Annotated in this window: 18 protein-coding genes; 7 read left to right on the top strand and 11 right to left on the bottom strand. The window is 46.1% G+C overall.

Annotated features, from left to right (window positions below):
* Positions 1 to 114: 114 nt before the first annotated feature.
* From GC130_RS20855 to GC130_RS20840, 4 genes are all read right to left on the bottom strand, one after another.
* Positions 115 to 1548, bottom strand: a complete 1434-nt coding sequence (locus GC130_RS20855) for a RagB/SusD family nutrient uptake outer membrane protein (RefSeq protein WP_152000295.1) — start codon at positions 1546 to 1548, stop codon at positions 115 to 117.
* Between the two features lie 32 nt (positions 1549 to 1580).
* On the bottom strand, positions 1581 to 4805 hold the full coding sequence (locus tag GC130_RS20850) for a TonB-dependent receptor (RefSeq protein WP_193217934.1): 3225 nt from the start codon (positions 4803 to 4805) through the stop codon (positions 1581 to 1583).
* A 30-nt stretch (positions 4806 to 4835) separates the two neighbouring features.
* The gene (locus tag GC130_RS20845) at positions 4836 to 6266 is read right to left on the bottom strand and encodes an L-fucose/L-arabinose isomerase family protein (RefSeq protein ID WP_152000293.1); all 1431 of its coding nucleotides are present in this window, start codon (positions 6264 to 6266) and stop codon (positions 4836 to 4838) included.
* 70 nt (positions 6267 to 6336) lie between these two features.
* Positions 6337 to 7563 (bottom strand): MFS transporter, encoded by a 1227-nt coding sequence (locus tag GC130_RS20840; protein WP_152000292.1) that lies wholly within the window; start codon positions 7561 to 7563, stop codon positions 6337 to 6339.
* Between the two features lie 100 nt (positions 7564 to 7663).
* Between GC130_RS20840 and GC130_RS20835 the strand changes: the two genes are divergently transcribed.
* Positions 7664 to 8416, top strand: coding sequence for a GntR family transcriptional regulator (locus GC130_RS20835; RefSeq protein ID WP_152000291.1), 753 nt, complete (start codon positions 7664 to 7666; stop codon positions 8414 to 8416).
* Positions 8417 to 8598: 182 nt separating this feature from the next.
* Here GC130_RS20835 and GC130_RS20830 read toward each other — a convergent pair whose 3' ends face one another.
* Complete coding sequence (locus tag GC130_RS20830) at positions 8599 to 10011, bottom strand: rhodanese-like domain-containing protein (protein WP_152000290.1); 1413 nt, start codon at positions 10009 to 10011, stop codon at positions 8599 to 8601.
* A gap of 81 nt (positions 10012 to 10092) precedes the next feature.
* A complete protein-coding gene (locus GC130_RS20825) occupies positions 10093 to 10743 on the bottom strand; it encodes a Crp/Fnr family transcriptional regulator (RefSeq protein WP_152000289.1) in 651 nt (216 codons plus the stop codon).
* 160 nt (positions 10744 to 10903) lie between these two features.
* Here GC130_RS20825 and GC130_RS20820 point away from each other — a divergent pair, with 160 nt between their 5' ends.
* From GC130_RS20820 to GC130_RS20810, 3 genes are all read left to right on the top strand, one after another.
* Positions 10904 to 11725 carry a LytTR family transcriptional regulator DNA-binding domain-containing protein gene (locus tag GC130_RS20820; RefSeq protein ID WP_152000288.1) on the top strand — a complete coding sequence of 274 codons (822 nt, stop codon included), beginning with the start codon at positions 10904 to 10906 and terminating at the stop codon, positions 11723 to 11725.
* Between the two features lie 142 nt (positions 11726 to 11867).
* Positions 11868 to 12434 carry a hypothetical protein gene (locus GC130_RS20815; protein WP_152000287.1) on the top strand — a complete coding sequence of 189 codons (567 nt, stop codon included), beginning with the start codon at positions 11868 to 11870 and terminating at the stop codon, positions 12432 to 12434.
* A 2-nt stretch (positions 12435 to 12436) separates the two neighbouring features.
* Positions 12437 to 13429: an alpha/beta fold hydrolase gene (locus GC130_RS20810; RefSeq protein ID WP_152000286.1), complete on the top strand. Its 993-nt coding sequence runs from the start codon at positions 12437 to 12439 to the stop codon at positions 13427 to 13429.
* Here GC130_RS20810 and GC130_RS20805 read toward each other — a convergent pair.
* From GC130_RS20805 to GC130_RS20795, 3 genes are all read right to left on the bottom strand, one after another.
* The gene (locus tag GC130_RS20805; RefSeq protein WP_152000285.1) at positions 13426 to 14379 is read right to left on the bottom strand and encodes a fatty acid desaturase; all 954 of its coding nucleotides are present in this window, start codon (positions 14377 to 14379) and stop codon (positions 13426 to 13428) included. The two genes, GC130_RS20810 and GC130_RS20805, sit on opposite strands and share 4 nt — an antisense overlap.
* 69 nt (positions 14380 to 14448) lie before the next feature.
* On the bottom strand, positions 14449 to 15171 hold the full coding sequence (locus GC130_RS20800; RefSeq protein WP_152000284.1) for a hypothetical protein: 723 nt from the start codon (positions 15169 to 15171) through the stop codon (positions 14449 to 14451).
* On the bottom strand, positions 15168 to 16313 hold the full coding sequence (locus GC130_RS20795; protein WP_152000283.1) for a glycosyltransferase family 1 protein: 1146 nt from the start codon (positions 16311 to 16313) through the stop codon (positions 15168 to 15170). The genes GC130_RS20800 and GC130_RS20795 overlap by 4 nt, the downstream gene beginning before the upstream one ends.
* A gap of 17 nt (positions 16314 to 16330) precedes the next feature.
* Here GC130_RS20795 and GC130_RS20790 point away from each other — a divergent pair, with 17 nt between their 5' ends.
* Together GC130_RS20790 and GC130_RS20785 are read left to right on the top strand one after the other, a co-directional pair.
* The gene (locus GC130_RS20790) at positions 16331 to 17527 is read left to right on the top strand and encodes a glycosyltransferase family 4 protein (RefSeq protein ID WP_152000282.1); all 1197 of its coding nucleotides are present in this window, start codon (positions 16331 to 16333) and stop codon (positions 17525 to 17527) included.
* Positions 17524 to 18375 (top strand): sulfotransferase, encoded by an 852-nt coding sequence (locus GC130_RS20785; protein ID WP_152000281.1) that lies wholly within the window; start codon positions 17524 to 17526, stop codon positions 18373 to 18375. Before GC130_RS20790 ends, GC130_RS20785 begins: the two co-directional genes overlap by 4 nt.
* On the opposite strand, the gene GC130_RS20780 is transcribed toward GC130_RS20785, so the two are convergent.
* A complete protein-coding gene (locus GC130_RS20780; protein ID WP_152000280.1) occupies positions 18372 to 19250 on the bottom strand; it encodes a hypothetical protein in 879 nt (292 codons plus the stop codon). The two genes, GC130_RS20785 and GC130_RS20780, sit on opposite strands and share 4 nt — an antisense overlap.
* 197 nt (positions 19251 to 19447) lie before the next feature.
* On the opposite strand from GC130_RS20780, the gene GC130_RS20775 reads away from it, so the two are divergent.
* Complete coding sequence (locus tag GC130_RS20775; protein ID WP_152000279.1) at positions 19448 to 21205, top strand: glycosyltransferase domain-containing protein; 1758 nt, start codon at positions 19448 to 19450, stop codon at positions 21203 to 21205.
* An 8-nt stretch (positions 21206 to 21213) separates the two neighbouring features.
* Here GC130_RS20775 and GC130_RS20770 read toward each other — a convergent pair whose 3' ends face one another.
* Positions 21214 to 22836, bottom strand: a complete 1623-nt coding sequence (locus GC130_RS20770; RefSeq protein ID WP_193217933.1) for a cyclic peptide export ABC transporter — start codon at positions 22834 to 22836, stop codon at positions 21214 to 21216.
* Positions 22837 to 23045: the final 209 nt, after the last annotated feature.

Genomic DNA, 23045 nt, shown 5'->3' with positions numbered 1-23045 from the left:
CTTATCAGGGCTTGTAGGGTCGGACCAAAGCTATGATGAGACTTTTGCCACGCAAAAAGGAAGCTAAGCTCATCATAGGTCTTTGGAACGACTTCACCCTACCTACCTACTTTGCTAATACCCATCATTTTGGGCAAGATTCACATCAATGTCCAATTCTCTTTGTGGAATTGGCATCAACAACTCATAATTTTCAACTGTAAAACTTTGTCCCTTTGCTGCAAAGTGGGCGTTCATTACTGTCTGTAACCTGCCTGTGCGCAAAAGATCAAACCATCTATGTCCTTCATTAAAGAACTCAACTCTTCTCTCTCTCTCCAGAGCCAGAGAAAAGTCGGCTTTCGAAAGACCTGCCAAAGCATCCAGGTCAGCTCTTTCTCTCACCATATTGAGATACTCGTGAGCATCGTCAGTTCTTGAAAGCTCGTTAAGTGCCTCAGCATACATCAACAGTACATCAGCATAGCGCAGCGACGTGTAGTTTACACCTCCATCCCCAAGTATCCCGGTAGTAAAATCGACGAACTTCAACCCAGCAAGGTAATCTCCATAAGTACCGTCAAGTAGTCTCACAGAATCGGCGATAGAAACAGGTCTTCTGGCATCTCCCGTCTCGTAAGCACTGGCTACATCTGAAGTTGGGTTAATTCGGCCGTTGCCCTGCATATTGCCGGGAAACATGCCCAGGTTGAAAAGGGCGGGGAAAAACACAGATGAAAACCTGTTACCTTCTCCTACATTGCCCGACATGTATTTCACTTCGAAAATAGACTCCCCAAGCTCGTCATTCCCTGGCGAGAACAGAGCGGCGTAGTCGTCCTCAAGCGTATACCCCATGCCCATCACATCTTCGAGCACGGAAGCGGCCAACTGATATTCTCCCATAGTAAGGTACACCTTGCCAAGGAGCGTTGAAGCAGCACCTTCAGAAGCCCTCGACTTGCTCAGCCCCGAAACGTCTTTCAGAAAACCTGCCGAAGCAGTTAAGTCAGATACAATCAAGTTATAGATCTCACTCGCCGGCTTTCTGCCCATGTCAAAATCCGCTATCTCTTTTGGGCTTTTGAACGAAACGGTGATCAAGGGAAGGTCTCCAAACAGCCTTACCAAATTGAAGTAATTGTAGGCCCTGAGAAAAAGAGCCTCTCCTCTATACTGAGATTTTAACGCCTCGCTTATGTCAACACCATCCAGCTTTGACAGTATAGTATTGGCCCTTGAAATGGCCGTAAAACTATCGCTCCAAACTTCTCCCACAAACGAGTTGGCAAGTGTCATGTTCATCTCGTCGCATTCCGATTCTGCCGTCGTTGGGGAACTCCATTGTATTTCCGCATTGTCGGTGGTCAGCTCTGTGATGTACAGCAACGACAAGCTATGCAGGTCTTGAAGGCCCGAGTATGCGCCAATTAAACCGGTGTCGAAGTCTTTCGCTGTTTTATAAAATCCAGTCTCGCTGACAACGTATTCCGGCTCTAGTTCCAGAAAATCGTTGCAAGAACTCAGGGAGAGAATAAGTACAGTAAATATTGCTATTGTCTTTTTCATGATTCTTTTTTTAAAGGGTTGTTCTCCGGTATTTAGAATGTCACGTTTACACCGAGGGTATAAGTGCGAGCAAGCGGATACGTCAGATAATCCACCCCTGAATTGACCACATTGTTACCAGCAGTACTTGATTCAGGATCGTAGCCTGGGTAGTCTGTGAAGGTGTACAGGTTGCTAATGTTCAGGTAAAACGATGCATTCGACAAGGCCAGCTTTGAAATAGCCGCCTTTGGCAACCTATAGGAAAGATTCACATTTTTGATCCTGAGGTATGAGGCATCAAACAAGAAGTGAGACGATGTACCGAACCCATTGGCATAGTTGTTCCTGATTGCTCTGCCCTGATAGCCATCTCCCGGGTCAGTTTCAGACTTCCACCTTTTATCACCGAGGGTAAGTTGGTTTTGCACACCAGCGTTATTCAAAATAATAGTTCCCGCCTGGAAAAAGGTTTCAGCTCCCTGAGAACCGTTGAGGGTTATACCAAGTCCCCAATTTCCATAGGTAAAGTTGTTGTTAAATCCCCAAACAAAATCAGGCCATGGATCTCCAACAATCTTTCTGTCATTCGAGTTAATGGTGCCATTGCCATCCACGTCCTCAAAAATCAAATCACCAGCCTGAACATTGGGGTGAATAACAGGTGTGCCAGTCACTTCTTCATTCGTTTTGTACACGCCTATTGCATTTTGCATAAAGAAGCTGGCAATCGGATAACCTTCCTGGGTAATCTGGTATGATGAGTTGGTAATCCGGCCACCTTCTGTAGCCAATCTCAATACGTTGTTTTTGTTTTTACTGAACGTAACACCAGTTCTCCATTCAAATTTGCTTTGCTTAATGTTGACAGTCTGAATAGCCAACTCTATACCCTTGTTCTCGATATCACCAATATTCTGTGTAGAGGAGGTAAAACCTGACGCTGCGGGCAACTGAACTCCAAGCAACAAATCAGTCTTAAGGTTTTTGTAAAACTCGGCGGTTACCGAAACACGGTCATCAAACATGCTCAGGTCGACACCGAAGTTTGTCTGCTTCGATTTCTCCCAGGTAAGGTCAGTGTTTGACAAACTACTGGGCACCAAACCTGCCACCAGGCTGTTGTTTTGAACGTACCTTGAAGTGGAAAGAAGTCCGATGTGCGAGTAGTTTCCAATCTGGTTATTTCCAGAAAGTCCATAACTCATTCTCACCTTCAAGCTGCTGATGAAGTTAACCGATTGCATAAAGTCCTCTTCGGAAATCACATAACCCACAGAAAGTGATGGAAACGTACCCCATTTGTTGTTGGCACCAAAGCGAGAACTACCGTCTCTACGAACAGTTCCTGTAAACAAGTATTTGCCGTCGTAAGAGTAATTCACCCTCGACAAAAGAGAAACCATTGACCACTCAGAAATGACATGAGTTCCGGCGTTGACAATACCTCCTGAAACAAAGGTTACGTTATCTGTCGGGAAATCAGACGCACCAACAGACAGCCTGTCCCAGCTCTCCTTTTGCTCGGTAAAACCTATCAACACGTCGAGGCTGTGCTTCTGATTGAAAATATGCTTGTAATTCAATGTATTTTCGTTCAACCAGTTCATCGTTTCCGTCTTGGTTGCACCTGCATTGGAAGGATAGTTGAGCGAGGTGAAGTTTGGAATAAGCGATGATCTCCAGATCTTGGCATCGTTGGTACTGTACTGGATGCCCGCCGTGGTTTTGAAAGTAAGACCATCAGCTATTGTCACTTCAATAAAATTGTTACTGTATATATCCGTCACCTTTCTGTTGTCTGAAAAGCCTGCAAGAAGGTTCAATGGGTTCTGAAGCCATCCCAGTCCATCGGTTACGTCTGCCTGGCTGTTGTAAGGGTTGCCATCAGCATCATAAACTGGTATTGTTGGGCCAGCAGCCAGTGCCTGAGAAATCACGCCACCAGTTCCGTAGTGTCCCTCAGTGTTAGGAAAGTTACCAAAGCCGTGCGAGCCTGAAAGCGAAGTTCCAACTTTGACTCTCTCCGTCAGATTGACGTCAACATTTGAGCGGAGGTTAAACCTCTTGTAATCTGAGGTTTCAACCACTCCCTTTTGATCGTAGTAGCCGCCAGAGATGAAATAGTTAACATTGTTTGAGCCGCCGGTTGCTGATAACTGATAGTTGGCTACCGGGGCAGTTCTGTAAATCACATCCTGCCAATCAGTATTAGTGGTGATGGATGATGGGTTTCTAAACTCAGGCCGCACAAAATGAGCGCCAGCCCTCACTTCATTTGGGTCTGTCGCTAATCCCCCAGCATAAACTCTTGCATTGTCCCTGCCGTCAGCTACAAATTCAGCGTACTGTGCAGAATTCATCATATCCAGCTTGTTGGCCACCTGCTGCAGGCCGTAAGACATATCGAAGCTGATGGTAGGTTTGCCTACAGCTCCTCTTTTTGTGGTAATAATCACAACACCATTAGCACCTCTTGAACCATAAATAGCCGTTGCAGAAGCATCCTTCAGCACTTCTATCGATTCAATATCTGCCGGATTTATTGACGCAAGCGGGTTAATTCTACTTTGGGTGTTATTAGCTATACCAGCTGACGAATAAGTACCGCCACCGTAAGAAGAGAAATCAGAGCTTCCACCAGTAGATATCGGGTAACCATCAACAACATAAAGCGGCTGATTTCCTCCCGTAATAGAGCTTACACCACGTATCAATACGTTGACGTTTCCTCCGGGAGCTCCCGACGTTTGCGAGATTTGCACACCGGACACTCTTCCCTGAATCATCTGATCAAAGCTGGACGTGGATGGTAGCATCATATCCTTGCCATCTACCCGAGCAATAGAGCCGGTAATATCCTGTTTCTTTTGTGTTCCGTAACCTGTCACCACAACTTCTCCAAGTACCTTGAAGTCGTCTTCCATGGTCACGTCAATCACTCTCCGTGAGCCTACCGACACCTCCTGAGATTGGTATCCAATAAACGAGAAAAGTAATACAGCATTTGAATCATCAACATTCACCGTGTATTTACCCTCTGCGTCAGAGATAGTACCTGAGCTGGTACCTTTTACAAGAATGCTTACTCCCGGAATGGCCATCCCATCGGAGCCAACAACAACTCCCGACACACTAAAAGCGCCGGAAGCACCATTTTGATTTTGAGCAAGCGTTGGAAATCCTGCGAGAAGTGCCAGTGCGAAAACAAACATGCAAAGGTACTTTTCACAAACTCCTTTCTTAATCAAAACCAGATTCTCTAAGTAGTTTTTCATAGTCATAAGTATGTGTTTATTTAACTTTTATTATTTATCGCTGGCGATAACTTGCGATTCAATGTTTAAGTAATTTGCTATCTTCTGTAGCGTTGATGCGTGGTGACCAACACCCAGCGCAAAGTGGTGTGTTGGGCCTTCCTTGATCCATCTTGTTAAAAACGTTTTCACATCAGGTTCAAAGAATCCCCGGGTGTTCGTATTGCCTGTTGGGGGGATCGGGCCGGACACTGACTGACCTTCTGCAATGATGAATTTGAATTTGCCATCATAGGTCGAGTTGATCGACAGCATGGTAATGGGCCCCTCTTTGATTTTGAACTCCACTCCCGCCCCATGACCAGGCTTGCCGTGGTATTTTTTCAGGCTGCGTAAAACTGGCTTTCCGTCGGCAATGGAGATGTTGTGCGGCCCGTCGTGACCTACGAGTACAAAACCCTCTTTGAAATCTACCGGATGGAACTCAGCGAAACTCCCGCCTATCGAAAGGCGGTCGAAAATAAGAAGGGCAATGAGTGTTTTTAAATCCGACTCGCCACACATGGGAATGTGCTTAGCAGTTAGTAAAGAATTTCCAACGATCAGATTAGAAAAGACCTTCCTAAGCTCACTATCATCTGGCCCGTCATAATAGTAAGCCAGACCGTCAAGCTTATTTGACACCACAAATTTTTCCAGTGCCACACAAACCTTTGCGGCAATCCTTAGGTCTTCAGGCTTGAGCTTCATTGAAATAGGATCCGAAACAGGATCTGGTGTGTCGAAGAAATCAAGGATTTGCTTTTCGCAAGCAACAATCTCTTTTTCAGTTACCTCATCGTAGCTTTTCATTAGTTGGTTGGCCTCACATTGCACGATGTGACTACCAAAAAAAGACGTCAGCATGGTCGCATCAGAATGCATGTCCAACATGGCGTTGATAGGATGACCGATGTGTCCCAAATGGGCTCTTTTCAGGTCGTGCAACACCTTCGCAATCCGACAATACTCCTCAATCTCAGCATCCACTTCAGGGTCGTCGAATAAAGTACCAATAATCATGTCGGGTACCTTCTTCCCCATCCTAACCGCCACACCTGCAAACTCCGGTAATGAACAAATGTCGTCGTTCACCAACTGCATATAGGTGGATGCTTTTGAATAGTCGAGCGCTTTCAATGGCTGTAGTGCCACAAGCACAATTGGAATATTAATGGTCTTGATAATTATCCCGAAAGTCCCCGAAGTGGCATAGGTCAGCATATCACAGAAGATCAGATCCAAATTTGCCTGGCCTATCTTATCAACCATACAATAGGCTTTTTCCGGGTTATCAACCAAGCCTAAATCCACCACCTCGACTTCCGTAGACTTTATTTTGTCAATAAATACTTCTTGCTTTCTCATCAATTCATCAAGCAGTCCGTCAAACTGAGACCAGTATTTATCATAGCCTACTCCGAAAACCCCTATTCTTGTCATAATAATGTCTTAAAATTCTTAACGCTTAATAACTTTAACTTAACGCACTATTTAAAAATTGAAAAAAAAATTATGCGGCAGTAAAAGCCGCTGACTTTTTCTTTGCTGTGAAAATCATATAACCTATAAATACAACGGGATACATAAGCCCGCAATAAATCCATACTGAGTCGTAAGAGTATGTAGAAATAATAAGTCCGATCACAGGATTAAGTACCAGTGAGGACAAAGCGCCGGCACTCCCTGACAGCCCCACAACTGTGGATGAAGCCGTTTTACCAAACACATCCCCAATCGAAGTAATGTAATTGGTGATCCATAATCCATGGGCAAAGAAAGCCAGCCCAACCAACACCAAGATAACTACATAGGAATCCAAAAGCCCTATGGCTGCTACTGGCAGCGTCATAAGGGCGGCAAAGCCCATGACGACCTGGCGTGAAAATGCTTCTTTTGCCGTCTTTTGAAAGATGAAGTCCGATACCCATCCGCCAGTCACATTCGCAACGCCCAACGCTAAAAAAGGAATCCACAGCAACTGGCCGATCTTGTCTACAGCAAGGCCGTGACTTTCGTTCAGGTACTTGGGAATCCAAAACATGTAGAAATAGAGAATGGGGTCAAGCACAAAGCGCATAGCCATGAAAATCAATGCCTCCCTGGATTTGAGCACTTTAATGAAGCTGAAGCTTCTATTTTCAGCTACCTCACTTTTTGACGGGGCCTCTGCCAGTTCATTCTTTTTTGTAATGATAAGCCAGGCTACTAACCAAACAAACCCGAAAGCGCCAGTCATTATGAATATGTAGCGCCAGTCCCAAAACCCTAAAAAGTATGCACACAGTGGTGGAGCAATAACAGCACCAAGCGCAGATCCACCGATGGCAATGCCGTTCGCAAGGGAATGTTTTGTTTTAGGCACCCATTCAATAACCGCCCTAACCGCACCAGGGAAACATCCTCCCTCTCCTATGCCCAGCAAAAACCGGAAGGTAGCAAATTGGAATACACTGCCAGCAAAACTGTGCAGTACGGTGGCAAAAGACCAAAACCCGACCGAAACGGCCAGACCCAGTCGGCTACCGTATTTATCTATAAGTACACCGCCGAGGGTAAACATAATGGCATAGCTTGCCAGAAAACCCGAGTTGATGAATCCGTACTCGACATCGGATATAAATAAATCTTCCTTTATTTTAATAATGACAATGGACAGCACCTGCCTGTCAAGGAAGCTTAAAGACGTAGCTATTAGTAGCAGGAATACGACCCACCAATACTTTGTTGTAGTTTTCATAGGGTTCCTTAACGCACTAAGTTAAAGAACCTAATGTAGTAAGTAAATTTTAATATGACAAAAAAAAATTTCAAATTAGCTGTCCGCCAAACTTAGCGTAATGAAAAGGCCAGTCCCCAAGTACATTTTAATCAGCAAAGAAATCATTCAAAAAATAGAGTCAGGCGAGCTTTTACCTGGCGATAAGGTGCCTTCAGAGAATGAATTAATCAAAGAGCACAACGTGAGCAATACTACGGCCCGCAAGAGTTTGCACGAAGTAGAATTACAGGGATGGGCTACCAGAATAAAAGGAAGAGGTACTTATGTGTTGAATAAAACAGAAGACAGGCACGTAACCAGAGTGCTTGGTTCGTTCGATGCCATGAAGAACAGCTTCGACGGCAACCTGATCAAAGAGGGGTTCAAGCCAAAAGATATTATTCTTGAAAAGACAATCCTTGAGAGTGGCCTGTCATCTAAAATCGATAACAGACATATGAAGATCGACGGCCCGGTGTTGAAGGTCCACCGCCTGAGATATGCCGATGATACGCTAATGAAAGATGAGACCAGATACATTTCCCTGGTTGCCTGTCCAAAAATTCACCTTATTGAGCTTAAAGACCCGCTGATTGCCATTTACGAAGATCAGTATAAACTTAAACTGGGCAATGCTCACAGAACAATGGGGGCCGTCATTCTGTCTCCCGGTGATCCACAGAATTACTTCGAGAACACAGTGCCGCTGGCAGCCTTTATGCTTGATGGAGCTATCTTCTCCGAAGACGGAAAAATTGTTGAGATTGAAAGGTCGCTATACAGGGGTGATAGATATAAATTCTCTATCAACACGAAGCACGAGCTAGACTAGGTATCCTTGAAGAGCTAAAAAAAGCAACGAGGGCGTCTCAAAAGCCCTAATTAAGAAGAAAATGTCACATTGAGCCTGTCGAAATGCTTGAGAACGTTTAACAACAAGGTTTCGACGAGCTCAACCTGACACCTGATCTGGGCTTTTGAGAGAGCCTCATAACTTTGCTTTTAACACCTCTCCTACTTCTGCAACGTGGTAGGGCAAACGTAGTCTGTTCTCGGCACACTGGTTTGTTCTATTGCTTTCCAGCCTCCCTCAATATTGATGACATTGTCCCAGCCTCTGGCTTTCAGAATAGAGCTTGCAATCATGGAGCGATAGCCGCCGGCGCAGTACAGGTACAGCGGCTTTTCCTTGTCAAAGTCAGCCATATGATCATTGATAAAGTCTAACGCCAGGTTTTTAGCATCTTCCACGTGCTCTGCGGCAAATTCACTCGGCTTGCGCACATCGATCACTTCCAACTTCTCTTTACTGTACATAGTTGAAAAATCAGCGGCCGACACATTATCAATGATATCAATTTCCTTTCCAGCTTGCTGCCATGTAGCAAAACCGCCTTCCAGATAACCGATCGTATTGTCGTATCCTACTCTTGCCAGCCTCGTTACTACCTCTTCTTCCCGGCCAGGTTCCGCAACAATCAATATCGGCTGCTTAATATCCAGGATCAATGCGCCTACCCAGGGGGCAAAGCTACCGTCGATACCTATATTGATAGAGTTAGGAATGAATCCTTTTGAGAAAACATTTGGGTCACGGGTGTCAAGCACCAACGCCTCCGTTTCGTTGGCTGCTGCTTCGAAGCCTTCAGCAGAAAGCTTTTGAAGTCCACGACTCAGTACTTTGTCCACACTTTCGTATCCCATCTTATTCATCATCACGTTTTCCGGAAAGTACACCGGTGGAGGCGCCAATCCGTCTGTTACTTCTTTGATGAACTCATCCCTTGTCATATTGGCTCTTAGGGCATAGTTGGTTTCTTTTTGATGGCCAAGCGTATCGGTGGTTTCCTTGCTCATGTTTTTTCCGCAAGCTGAGCCTGCTCCATGTCCGGGGTACACGATGACGTCATCGGGCAATGTCATAATCTTACTTCGCAGCGAGTCAAAAAGATGCCCCGCCAGGTCTTCCACGCTCAGGTGCGACTTGGCAGCCAAATCAGGCCTTCCCACATCGCCAATGAACAGCGTGTCGCCGGAGAAGACAGCATTTTCTTTACCCTCTTCATCAATCAGTAAATAGGTGGTGCTCTCCATGGTGTGGCCGGGCGTGTGAAGCACCTTAAGTGTTACCTTACCAATTTTCAACTCTTCGCCGTCTTTGGCAATATGCGCCTCAAAGTTAGGCTTGGCATTCGGTCCAAAAACAATGGGCGCCCCTGTTATTCTAGAGAGATCCAGGTGACCAGAAACAAAGTCAGCGTGAAAATGGGTTTCCAGCACATACTTAATTTTGGCTCCTCTTCTTTTGGCCTTCTCCACATAAGGTGCTACTTCTCTCAATGGGTCTATAACAACCGCTTCGCCTTCACTCTCTATGTAGTAGGCACCCTGTGCCAAACATCCTGTGTATATCTGTTCTACTATCATTGTTGTTTATTTTTCAATTTCCTTCATCAAAGGTATACCAGCGGAAGACCGACTTCAGTGACAATAATCACTCTGGCAAAACTAGTCAAAAATTTTGTCGAGGTTAATGATTTCAATATGGTTTCGGCTCAATACAATGGCGCCCGACTGCTCCAGTTTTTTCAACAACCTCGACACCACCTCTCTGGCAGTGCTCAGGTCGTTGGCAATTTCCTGATGAGAAATGGCCAGCAGCTTGCCCGACACTTTCATTTGCCTTTTCAGGTAAAACACCAGGCGCTCATCCATAGATTTAAAAGCAACACTATCGAGGGTGATCAGCAGCTCCTCAAACCTTTTTCGGTAGGTAGCCACAACAAACTCGTGCCAGGTTCTGTACCTGGTTTGCCAAGTTTCGGTTAAAACAAACGGAACAGTGATGATGGTGGCATTAGAAACAGCTTTGGCTGATATGGCGCTCTTTTCACTTCGGGCGGCACACAAGAGTGAAAGCGCACAAGCTGAACCTGGCTCCAGGTAGTACATCAGAAACTCCTTGCCATCCTCGTCTTCTCTGGAAACTTTCACCAAACCATCTATCACCAGCATGGCTGATTTGATGTACTGGCCGGAGCTTACCAGCAGATCTCCCTCTTTTACAGTTTTTATGATCCCCTCCTTCAAAATGGCGTCTTTGAGGGCCTGTTCCATATCAGGAAAAAGCGCAGAGAGTTTTGTGGCAGTAAGTTCCATGTCGAAAATTAAAGCTTTATTTACCAAAGTGCATTGCTCATAAGAACTATTAACGGTCATCGATTCGTTCCCAAAGCCAATGTTAATTGAGGCAGTCTTCAAAATGGTGCAGGCTGTATGCTCTTTAAAAAGTTGAATTTTTGTCCGACTTTTACCCTCTATGGTACACAACTGCCTGCCTCCATTCAAAAGAGACATTTGGGTCATCCTTGGCGTAAGCTTTGTTGTGTCCCAGGTATTCCTTTCCATTGGGGCTGACCTCAGCTGGTTCGAGCTTCTATACCAAACCAACTTCCTGCCTGACACCATTTACTCATTCTCTCTCACATCTCTTTTGTGGCTGTTTGTCAGGCAGGTGACGAAGCAACTGCAAAAGAAACATGACTGGTTCGATCGACCACTTTCAAGGATATTGCTGCAAACAATTTTGGGACTTGCATTACCTTCTCTTGTATGCGTAACCATCACATCCATTTACTTTCATCTATACTACAAAGTTCCCATTTCAGCCACATCATTTCCTGACTATGAGCTGCCCTTCAGCATCATCGTCATTGGTCAGTTCAACGTCTACTACATTATTTACTATTTCTACCGGGCATCTAAGGTTGCCCGACACGATGATGGGAGAAAGACTGGTTCTCTCAAGTCGGTGATCGGTACCTTTGGGAGAAAAAATGTGCCGGTTGAAGCGGGCAACATTGCCAATATTTTTATCAGGGGTGCTGTCGTTTATATTACCACTTTTGAGGGTAGCCGACTTTCGATCAACTATACCCTGGACGAGGTCTTTGGCTTGCTCAGCGAGGAAGATTTTTTCAGGGCTAACCGACAGGTCATCGTTCACAGAAAATCGTGCAGGTCGTTTGTTAGCGAACCGAATGGTAAATTGCTGCTTGAGGTGCACCCATCAATGGATGAACCTGTGGTTATCAGCCAACTCAAGGCTACAGATTTCAAAAAATGGATCAGTCATTCCTGATGCGGCATTTCAGTCTCTAAAGCCACCGCTTCTTTTCCATACTTCAGGTAGTTTTTTCAATAGTTCAGGTATTATTCGCCCCTTTTTGCATCCATCCATTTGTTCGCACCGTATGGGAACTGTCACATCAATTTACTTTTTTATGCACAAGTTTATTTTTTTAGTGGCTTGCGTTTTGACCTTCCAGTCGGCCGCAAGCCAGGAGCTGAAAGTTGCCTATTTCGGAGAATCCTTTACTCACTATGGGCTTAAAGGCGGCTACTCCATCACCCTTCGCTCTGTCGACAAACAGACAAAGAAAGGTCACAGCGTAACCAACGCCGTGGCTTTCACTCCGGGCCTGGCCATTTACCGCCACGCCCACAACCACGTGGGGCTCATTGTTATGCCTGATGTTTCCTACAGAAGGAAAAATGAAAAAGGCAGAATCTTCGAAACTGGCATTAGTCCCGGGCTTTTTCGCTCATTCCTGGAGGGCAAGGTGTACGAAGTGAATGAAGCAGGTGAGCTCGAAAAGCTGACGCTGGCGGGACGAACAGCATTCATGCCAACAGTTTTTATCGGGATTGGCAAGGACCTTTCGGTGAAAAGGGAAATTCCCATCAGTTGGTATGCCCGACTGAACGTAATGAAACAAGTTCCCTACAATGCGTCATCTCTCACCCGCTTCGCCATTGAATTCGGAATTATTAAACCTTTGATTTTTTAAACATGCAAAAGCTATTTTTCTTATTCATTATTCCCCTTTTCTTTCTATCGTGCACTGAAGATGCAACGGAGGCTACCGACACTTTCTATGTTCGCAATGACGGTGCCGACATGCCTGTGTGGGTGCGGGGAAATGTCGACTCAGGCAAGATCATCCTCTATGTTCACGGCGGGCCTGGAGACTGTGCCATGTGCTACCGGTACTACCTGAAAGGGATGGAGAAAGACGTGGCGGTGGCCTATTGGGACCAGCGCATCGCAGGTTCCGCTTCCGGCAACGTTGACCCTAAAACGCTCAATTATGAGCAGTACACAGAAGACGCCTTTTATGTGGTGTCGCTGCTGAGGCAACAATACCCCGGTAAAAAGATCTACCTCATGGGCCACAGTTTCGGAGTCGAGGTCACCTGGCAGTTTCTAACCACTAACGACAACCAATCAATGGTGGCCGGAGCCCTCATTGTCAACGGCACCTTCTCCAACTACCGGTGGATGGACGTGATGCGTGACTGGGTAATCAGAGAGGCTACCGAGCAGAACAACGCCAAAGCGCTGGACTTTGCCGAGGAAAACCCCGTGACAAAGGAAAACATCCAGGAGCTGGACTGGGTGGGCTATTACCGCCACATGCTGGACCTGGGAGGTAACGAGCTTTCTCTGTTTTCTAACAAGAAATTCCTCATCAATTATGCCTTGTTTACACCCAACACCACGCTGGCACAGTTTAGCCACGGCAAAGGGTATGAAAACTACTTTGACTTCGAAATGCTGAACTACGACACCTCCGGCAAACTGGATATGATCGACATACCAGTGGCATTTCTGTGGGGCAAAAAAGACGGTGTGGTGCCGATAGAAATTGGCTACGAAACGGAAGCCCTGCTTGTCAACACTACAGTCGACTGGACGGTCTTCGACGACTCCTGGCACGAGCCGTTCGTTTCCGAAAATGAAAAGTTTATTGAAGCAGCACTTAGTTTCATGAGAAACAACTAGTTGTTGCGCTTGACCCGTGCGTAAAGCGTCATTGATTCCTCGGAAACAAACCGCCAAAGCACCTTTGACCATGAGGTGTGCGAATAGAGGCGGTCGTAATGGTTGGGGGCAAGTTTCTTCAACTTTGGCAGCCGACTACCGGGAATTTTAGGGAAGTCGTGGTGCTCGTTATGAAAGCCTACATTGAAAGTAATCTTGTTCAGGAAACCGTAGTACGAATAGGTTTCCTGACCTTCTTTGAAAACGTAGTGCTCTGCTATAAAGTGGCCGGCTATGGGGTGAAGCCCGCCGGCTACAAACAGCGAGGCAATGAGATAAACAAAACCGGCAATACCTGCCAGTTGGTAAAACACCACAACGAATAACAACTGAGACACCAGATTGATGACTTGCCACTTGTCGGGTTTGATAGGGTGCACCATGAGTGGTCTGATGGCATAAAAAAGGATTTGATTCACCAGCCAAATCAGCTTACCGAAAAAACCCTTAAACAGAAGTGCTTCACCGTCCGTCGGCAGGTCTGTGTCAACTCCCTCCTTGCCCTGGTGCCAGTGGTGCTTAGCGTGGTACACCTTAAATGCCATACTAAAGGGAAACACAATGGGGAAGTTAACAATGATGGCCAAAACATTATTGAGTACTGGGTTTTTAAACGCCAGGTCATGGGTGATTTCGTGAATAGCCAAAAAAAGAATTTGACTAAGTGTGGCACCCACAACCACCACCAGCAGGGCAAACAGGTATGGATTTTCGGGTAGAAAAAATACAGGAATAGCCAGTTGCAGCAGCAGTACAAAAATCGCTTTGTACTTTAAAAGAGGGTCGGTACCAAAAAGCTTCTTCACCTCAGGCACTTCATTCATAATTTGCTTTCTGCGCTGAAAGTGTGGCTCTCTGCTTTCTTCCCAGTAAAATGATTGAGCGTTTTTCAAACCGGCAATCTTCTCCAATGAAACTTCGATTAACGTTTCCTAAAACTAAACAATGAATTTTTTAACTGCGCCTAAAAGTGCTATTAGTTACTCAACCAATTTAACCAACCCTTGCGTTGCTTCTTTCAGCGCTTCTAAAGTGGCCTGAAGGTCGCCCATTTCTGACCTGTGTTGCTCGTAAAGCCTCTTCATATACTTTTCTCTTACGCCCTCATTAGTTTGGGTCACATGCCACAAAAATCCCCCACGCAGTCCCAGGTAGTCGTAAACAGGGTAATACTTCCTGGCAAATGACCTTGGAATAATAAACTGAAGGGGTTTGAACCTGGGCATCACGAAATTCCAGTACACCAGCTGATTTCTCGGGTGGGTATCTGCCAGGTGCTTGCCTTCGTGGCGGGCTGCATGCAGCCAATAGTCAATAATGCCTCTGCCCTCGGGACTGTTTTTAACAATGATCATCCCTGCGTTAGGCCTTTTACCTCCTAACAACGGCGTATCGCCAGGCATCAGTATGTGCGTTGCTTCATTCCCCATCTTCACAAAGTCTTCCAGGTGCAGGGCGGTAGCTGTGAGGATAATATCCGCATCTAACAGCACCACATAATCGACGTCTTTTTCCGTCAGGGCGTTTTGTAACAGCGCAATTTTGGTCCAATTGATATGCATATCATCAACCAACCGGCTGCGTTGCACCAAATGCTGATAACCATGTTTTTTTGCATAGCCCCGCACAGAGGCAATGCTATAGGCAGCGTAAGAATCGATGTTTGGCGTAGCCAGCTGAAGTATCTTAAAGGTCAGGCTCATGAAGCTGTTTTGGCTAAATCGGTGTAGTAGTCGAACAGCCGCTGGCACAGTACGTCCCAGTTTTGCTGGCTGGCGTAGTAAATCGCCTTTTCTCTGATCATTGCATGCAGTTCATCATCTGACAGCAATGACTTTACATGACCATACATTTCTTTGGTGTTACCGGGTTCAGCCAAAAAACCGGTAACTCCATGTTCAATGATGTCAGCTGGGCCTCCAGCCCTTGCGGCCACCACTGGCAGTCCGGAAGCCATGGCCTCAAGAATCACGTTACCAAACGTTTCCGTAACCGACGGAAAGACAAACACATCGGCCGAGGCAAATACTTTGGAAAGTGCTTCACCGGTGAGTTTTCCTGTAAACACAGCCTCTGGCATCTTACTTTGAAGCCTCTCCATGTCGGGACCATCACCAGTGACAATCAGCTTATGGCCTTTGTCAAGCAACTTATAGAGCTCTATCAGGCTGTCGGTGGACTTGTAACTCACCAGCCGACTGACAAAAAGAATCTTCTTTTTGCTGGTGACGCCGTATGGAGTGAAAAACTTATCGTCCCGGAAATCGGGAGAAAACAGGTGCTGATTGACCCCCCTGCCCCATACGTTTATTTTGCCAGCATCAACTCTCAATACTTTCAGGTAATCACTCATGCTTTCGGTGGGTGCCAGCACAAGTGAACAGTCTTTGTACAGCGAAAGCAGCCGCCGGGCTATCGGAGGCGAAATCTTATCGATACCAGGCACAAACCTTAAGAAGTATTCTACATAGGAAGTGAAGTGCGTGTGGTATATAGTTGCCGCAGGAATCTTGTTTTTTTTCGCATAGTTCACAGCATACCAGCCTAGTGCCGATGGGGTGCTCCAATGTACGATATCGGGCTTGAAGTCATCGAGAATTGCCTCCAATTCCTTCATTCGCTTGGGTAGCGCCAGTTTGTATTGCTTATAAAGCGGTAGGTCTATCGATGGGCACTTGTACACAGGAAACGGAAACTCCGGGTCTTCTGGCGGCAGCGGAGTGATAAAGATGGCGTCAAATTGGTCCCTGGGCAGGCGGTAGGCAATTTGGCTGGTGGTGTTAGACACCCCATCAAAATCCTTTTTGAGTACATCAATAAAAAATACAATCTTAACTTTGCTCATATTTCCACAAACCTCACATGTTGGCAGGCCGAAGCGATTCCGAAGTTCTTGTTGTTACGCACAAATATCCTCCATCCGTTGGCGGCATGCAAAAGCAAAGCTATGAGTTGATCAAAAACCTGCAATCATATACAATAGTCCACAAAATTATCTTTAGTGGAAAATACCCTAAAGCGCTATTTTTCATCTCGGTTGTTCCGTGGTGCTTATTCAAGGTTTGGAGCAATCCACGCATAGCTGTCATTCACGCCAACGACGGACTCATGGCACTGTTTTTAACTCCCCTACTCTGGCTCACCCGAAAAAAAATGGCTGCCACAGTCCATGGCCTCGATGTTATCTTCAAGTCGACCTTATACCAGTTATGGCTGCGAAAATACCTGTCAAAATTTACCTGGATTATTGCCGTGAGCGACGAGACAAGGCTTGAATGCATCAAGGCAGGCATCCCTTCAGCCAGGACGCATTATATCCCCAATGGATTTGAGCCACTGCCAAGCCCACAAAAAAATGAAGCCATCTACTCTCTGTTCAGGGACCGATGTGGAGTGGCCATCAACAACAAATCTTTGATAGTATCGATTGGCCGACCAATTAAACGGAAGGGCTTTGTTTGGTTCATAAAAAATGTGCTCCCACAAATACAAACGCCCGTCTTTTATGTCATTGTTGGGCCCAGAGAGAAGAACATTAAGCTCATATTGTGGTTTTCTAAAGTACTTCCGGCATCGGTTTTCAAGAAACTCGCTCATCTTTTTGGCTTTGGCCTGGAAGCCCTTGAACTGGATAAGCTCATGAAAGAGCCTGTCTATAGAGACAAAGTGTTATTTACAGGAAAATTACCCCAAGCTGAACTGGATCAGCTGCTTTTGCATGCCGATTTGTTTGTGATGCCCAACTTGCATATTGACGGTGATTACGAAGGATTTGGCCTCGTAGCTTTGGAAGCGGCCGTCAGCGGGCTGGTTTGCCTGGCAGCAAGAGTAGACGGCATTCCATCTGCAGTAAAAGACACCTTCAATGGCTTGCTGCTGCCCTCCGGCGACGGAGAAGCATGGAGCAAGCCAGTTAACAAACTGCTGGCCGACAAAGAAGAACTCAAAAAACTTGGCCAGTTGTTCAAAAACAATACCGAGAAGGAGATGTTCACCTGGGACAGCATGGCACAAGCCTATTTCGAGCTTTTTCAAAAACCAGTAGCCGATAATCTATGAAAGTGTTTTTCATCGGCTCGTCTAAAATGGGCACCACCAGCATTACCAATGCATTGAAGGAGAAAGGGCTGCGTGTCACCCATACGCCGCACTTCGGGGTGTATTCTCACCTGGCTGAGCCAGACGAAGCATTTTTTTCGAAATTCGACTACTTTCTGGATGGCAGCCTCCACAATTTTCGTCACCTCACCGCCTGGTTTCCTGATGCAAAAATAGTTCTGCTGGATAGGGAGCCTTCCCGCTGGATTCTCAGCATGTTCAACTGGTTCAGCCATATCGACGAGCGGCACATGTCGGATGACAAGGCAATCGTTCGCCTTTCCAGGCTAATCATGGGCAAAACGATCTACCGCCAAATATTGATTGACTGGCTCATTTACCGGAAAAGAGTACTACACTTTTTCCAGGCCAACCCGAGGTTTATTCATATCAATATCGAGAACGGGCCTGACGAATGGAAACGGTTAATGAGACACCTCGACATCCGGCTAGAAATCAAGTGGGACAACAAGCAAGACAAGAAATCAAATCCTGAGTGGGTATCGAAAATTGTGGCGGAAGCAGAAAACAAGGCAAAGCATGCAAGCGTCGTATATCCGGAGGTGTCTCAACGAGACATACGGGATCGCTTGTTTCTATACACAATGAAGGTGCTGAGCAAAGATTTCATCAGGGAGAGGCACCTTGTGAAGAACATAAAAGTAGCCGGGAAAAACAATGGCTGGGTCAGTCCTAGAACCTACAGCACCAGCGTCACGCATGTCGCTAAATTTATTCGGGTAGTTTTTTGCCTTGGCCTGAGAATCACTGTTAACCGATCGAACCGGTTAAGCCCGTACATTTACTAAACAGCAGGCCAGCTTTTTTCGAACAGCCTGTAAAGCTGATCGTTATAATCACTACTCCGATTGGTGTTATTGTACAAGCTGGGTGCCCTCATCATCCGCAAAGAATGAAGTCGAATAAACCGAAATGGGCCCGGCAGCACATACACAGGCACCTGGCTGTCTGCCAAAAGCCCGCTGATCAGGATGTCGTCGGCAAAATTGGTTGCCTTATATTTCTCGAAGTAATCGGCCGTGGGTTTAAGCATCCCCTTTGTAATCATATAGCTGGAGGCTCCCTGCATGCAATGCACCTGCCGGGGGCTCTCAGTCACTTCAATCCTATCGTCGGCACCCAGGATTCTAACTTTCCCCGCACTCACACACTTTCTGTCGGTATGCCGCCCGGTAGTTGGCACTGGCCAGCCCAGCAATGTGAAAGCCGCTCCAGGAAACTGCTTTCTGCAATGCAGATAGTGTTCCACCAGTTGCTTCGGATACACCTGATCATCATCCAGCACGATGATGCTGCTACGCTCTTCAATATCATCGGTCTGGCAACTGTAAAACCATTTGGTGGCGGGCCCGAGGTCTTTCTCTACCCAACGAATTTCCACCAGAGGGTTGCCCGATAAAAAGCCGGGAATTTTATAAGCCTGCCCCTTCCTGCTTTTTTTGGCGATGCAAAGGAATATCCTGTCAGGCATCACGGCCTGATCCATTAGCGACGCTATGGCAGGGCCTATTTTGGCTATACGCTCAGGGGTGGTAGACAGAGAAATGTAAATCGGCTGATCTTCACTTCGTTTGGTGGCAACTATCGACCTCATGCGAAAGCTGGAGCGCCAAAAAGCGTTCAGCCTTAAATACCTCAAAATCTCTCTCAGAGTAGCCATCATCTTACGAAAACGCTGTTTTGCTTGAAAGTTGGTTTAGTATGAGATATTGGGCAAACAAAGAATGAAGGATAAATATCATCTGGCTTCCGACAATGTCCCGAAACGACACTCATTGCAGGGTGACTGATTTGATCAGTATCCATGGACGATAAATGTCTCAAAGTTCATTTACTTTGTTCGCAAAACGGTTCATAAAGATGAGTTTAAATGTAGTGACTTTTGCAAACACGGTTGACGAAAGGATAAATACCCTGAAGAATTCGTGTGCAAAGCTCGGCCTGCCGCTGGAAATTCTGGGAATTGGCAAGAAATGGAGTACAAACGCTATTAAACTGAACCTCCTCAATACATTTTTTCTTTCAACTAACCTCTCCGACGACGATCACCTACTTGTTGTGGACGCTTTTGATGTCGATGTGATCGGTGGCGAGTCTGACATTTTGGAGCTTTTTTCCAGGCTCAACACTGATATTCTATTTTCAGCCGAAGCTAATTTCTATTTCAGAGATCGCACCCTCAAATACTACTACTGGAAATTTTACCCCCGTGGCGCCACTTACTACGACTATCTTAATTCGGGCTCCTTCATGGGGAAACTGAAGCATCTTCGTCAAATGCTGAGCGACATACAGGCTTTGTACGGAATTGACTCTACCAACGAACAAGCTTTGACACAAATACGGTCAGACCAGTCGCTATTTAGCCGGTTCTATGCAGACTGCAGCTCTCAGTTGTTTAACCCAACGTACACTATCGCCATCGACGGTCAGCAACAGCTCTTTGCCTGCACAGGCGGGCGAGCCACCGCTGTTAGCTGGCCCCTCCTTTCAAAAAGGCACAGCTTCCTCTTCTTCCAATACGAGCGGAAGCTGCTCAAGACATTTGGACTGGCATCACAGCAAACCATCTTCAGGGACCTGGCGTGGAAAAAGGGCCAACTGCACAACACCGCCACAGGCACCCACCCACTGGTGGTTCACATCCCAGCATCGAGAGAAAACTTTCGCAGGCGTCTACAGCAGTTAAAGGGCAAATACACATTCAACACCACGAGCCTTCTTAAGCCGCTGGCAGCTCTTGTTTCATTGGCAGCCTACATGCAGTCGCTGGTGAGCCTGATGCAGATCAACCGGTACAACAAAGGGACGTCGACTCAGCAACAAGTTTTCAGGTACAGCAAGAACTTTGGCCCCACCTATCATGAAAGTGCGTCACGCCTTAGAGACCTTTTAAAAAAGAACGAGCCGTTCTGCTTTTCTCACCTCAACGATGGCGAAATCACTTTTATCAGAAAGTATCTTAACAAAGACAACGAAGCAAAATGGTACGGCAGGAAACAGCAGATATACTCGGAAGTACTGGCCGAACGCCTGCTGACTGCTCTACAAACCAAAAACCATAACTACTTTGTTGGAATCCCCTGCGGCACCTGCTATCCCGAGCTGAAAACACTGGCACTGGAGCTCAGACAAGCCGACGAATTTACTGTGCCGGCGATGACCATCCACCATAACCTGTCGCTGCTGCCGTCGATCCTTGGAGAACTGAGAAACAGGAAACTGTTCTTTGTCCTTAACGAGTTTCAAGACCTTACTATGCTTCAAAAACTGGGGCTCAAAGCGGACGAAACACAAATCATGAAAGTCCCTTTCCGAAACTCCTACGAACTTTACGATGAACTTGCTGAGCAAAGATTTGAAGATGGAACAGTAGTGATGATGATGTGTGGAATGCTGGCCAAAATCGTCAGTCCGGTTTGGTTCGAAAATAATCCGACCTGCACATTTTTGGCCTTTGGATCTAGTATGGACGATATGATTCAAACGGACAACATCAAATACAAACTTTATCCATCGGAATTTCCCTACACGAGAAACATCTACCCCTACCGATCATTTCTCTTCGGACTGAAAAAACCATGCCCTGAATGCTTCGATCTCAGAGATGAGAACTAGCCATGCGTCTATTTGCCGGTGTGCTGCCTGACAACGTGGCCATCTTCGAGCTTGATAATTCTATCGGCCATATGGAAATAGGACTCATCGTGGGTAATCACGATGACAGTCTTTCCTTCTTTCTTCAAATCCGGGATAATTGACCCATAAAATTTCAGTTTGAAAAGCGGATCCTGATTAGCCGCCCACTCATCGAACAGGTAAATTTCTTTGTCTTCCAGTAGCGACCTCAACAGTGACAATCTGCCCTGCTGGCCCGACGACACCCGTATGGTAGACAGCGATTTATCCTTGATATTTACAATTTCCTCGATATTGAGCATCTTGATAAGTCGCTCTCCATGCTGTTGAAGGTATCCATCATCAATGTACTGCAGCCCTCTAAACACATGAGAATCGGGGAACAGCGCTGCGAACTGGTTGCGATAGTCTTCGTTTTTCCGATCGTCTATTTCCTGCCCCTGAAATAAAACCTTGCCTGAGCTTGGGCGATAAAGTCCCACAATCAGTTTGCCCAATGTCGTTTTTCCGCTGCCATTTCCCCCACTCAGGTAAACGATTTCTCCACGGTTGATCGTCAGATTAAACGGACCGATGTGAAACCCATTTGCTTCCCTTTCCGAACCATATTCAAACCCCACATCTTTAAGAGCAATCAAAGGCTCCTGGCGAGCCCCGATTGGGCTCACCGGCTGCTGCTTTGCTTCTTTGTCTGGTTGATACTCAATTCCCAGCTTGCCGATCGCATTGAGGGCAACCTCCACCTTTTTTATGTTATTAAGAAAAGTCGTCGTAATAATCAGTGCTGGCAAAACGAACATGACCACCGTCAAAAACTCCAGCAGCAAACCGCTGTCCATCACCACAATGTCGTTGTATTTAATCAGCAGCACCGAAAGCGAAACAATCACAATCAGCTCTCCAACCTTGGTGACAAATATGTGCAGCGTGCCAAGAATCGTTAAACTGTCGCTGTGTTTGCGGCTGGTGGGGCCCATAATATCCTGCACGTAAATAGCCTTATGCTTTTTGTTGAGGGACAGCTCCTTGAGCCCTCTCACCAGACCATTGATATGCTCGAAAATGTCATTCTTCAGCTCTCTGATCATCCTTTCCTGCTTATGTACTCTTGGAAAAACGATCATCGAAACCAGGAATACCAGGGCGTAAATGCTCATCACGTAGGCCGTGAGCTGCCATGACAGCCAGAACATATAGGCAACACAGGCAACAACTTTTGAAATTGAAACAAAAAAATCAGGCACCGTTTTTATGAACGCACCAATGGTATTGATGTCGTTATTCAGCACAGGCATTATTTGAAGAGAGTTCTGCTCTACATGAAAAAAATCGGCCTTCAGGATTTTCTTTGATATGGAAAGACGGAGGTCAGATACCTGGCCCTCATACACTTTGGTAAGGTAATGTCCGGCAAACACCGACAAGGCTGTTGAGACAATGATGGAAATATTGAGCTTGTAAAACACCAGCATCAACCCGGAATCGCTGGTAATGATTTCGTGAAGAAACTTGATAGACAAAGCATACAACCCTCCGGCCACAATGCTCATCAACATGGCAAAAAACAGCTTTTTCCAGCTTGTCAGAAGTAAAGAGTAGATTAGTTTCACTAAGTGGCTTTTCGTTCTACCTGCCGCTTGTTGCTCAGCAGCAAGGCAGCAAAGTAGGCAAGAAAATTTCCTTTTCTCAAAAAAACCGGCAGCCAGAAGCTCACCAGATTCTTTATGCAACCAGAAATGGAACATACGAGCGACGCCTCAAAAAAGGCACAAATTTCCCCAAAGCGGTACAAAAGCGATAAAAAAAGGTCACTTGTTCC

The organism is Imperialibacter sp. EC-SDR9 (assembly GCF_902498805.1).
Taxonomy (GTDB): Bacteria; Bacteroidota; Bacteroidia; order Cytophagales; family Cyclobacteriaceae; genus Imperialibacter.
This window is presented reverse-complemented; position numbering and strand designations above follow the sequence as displayed.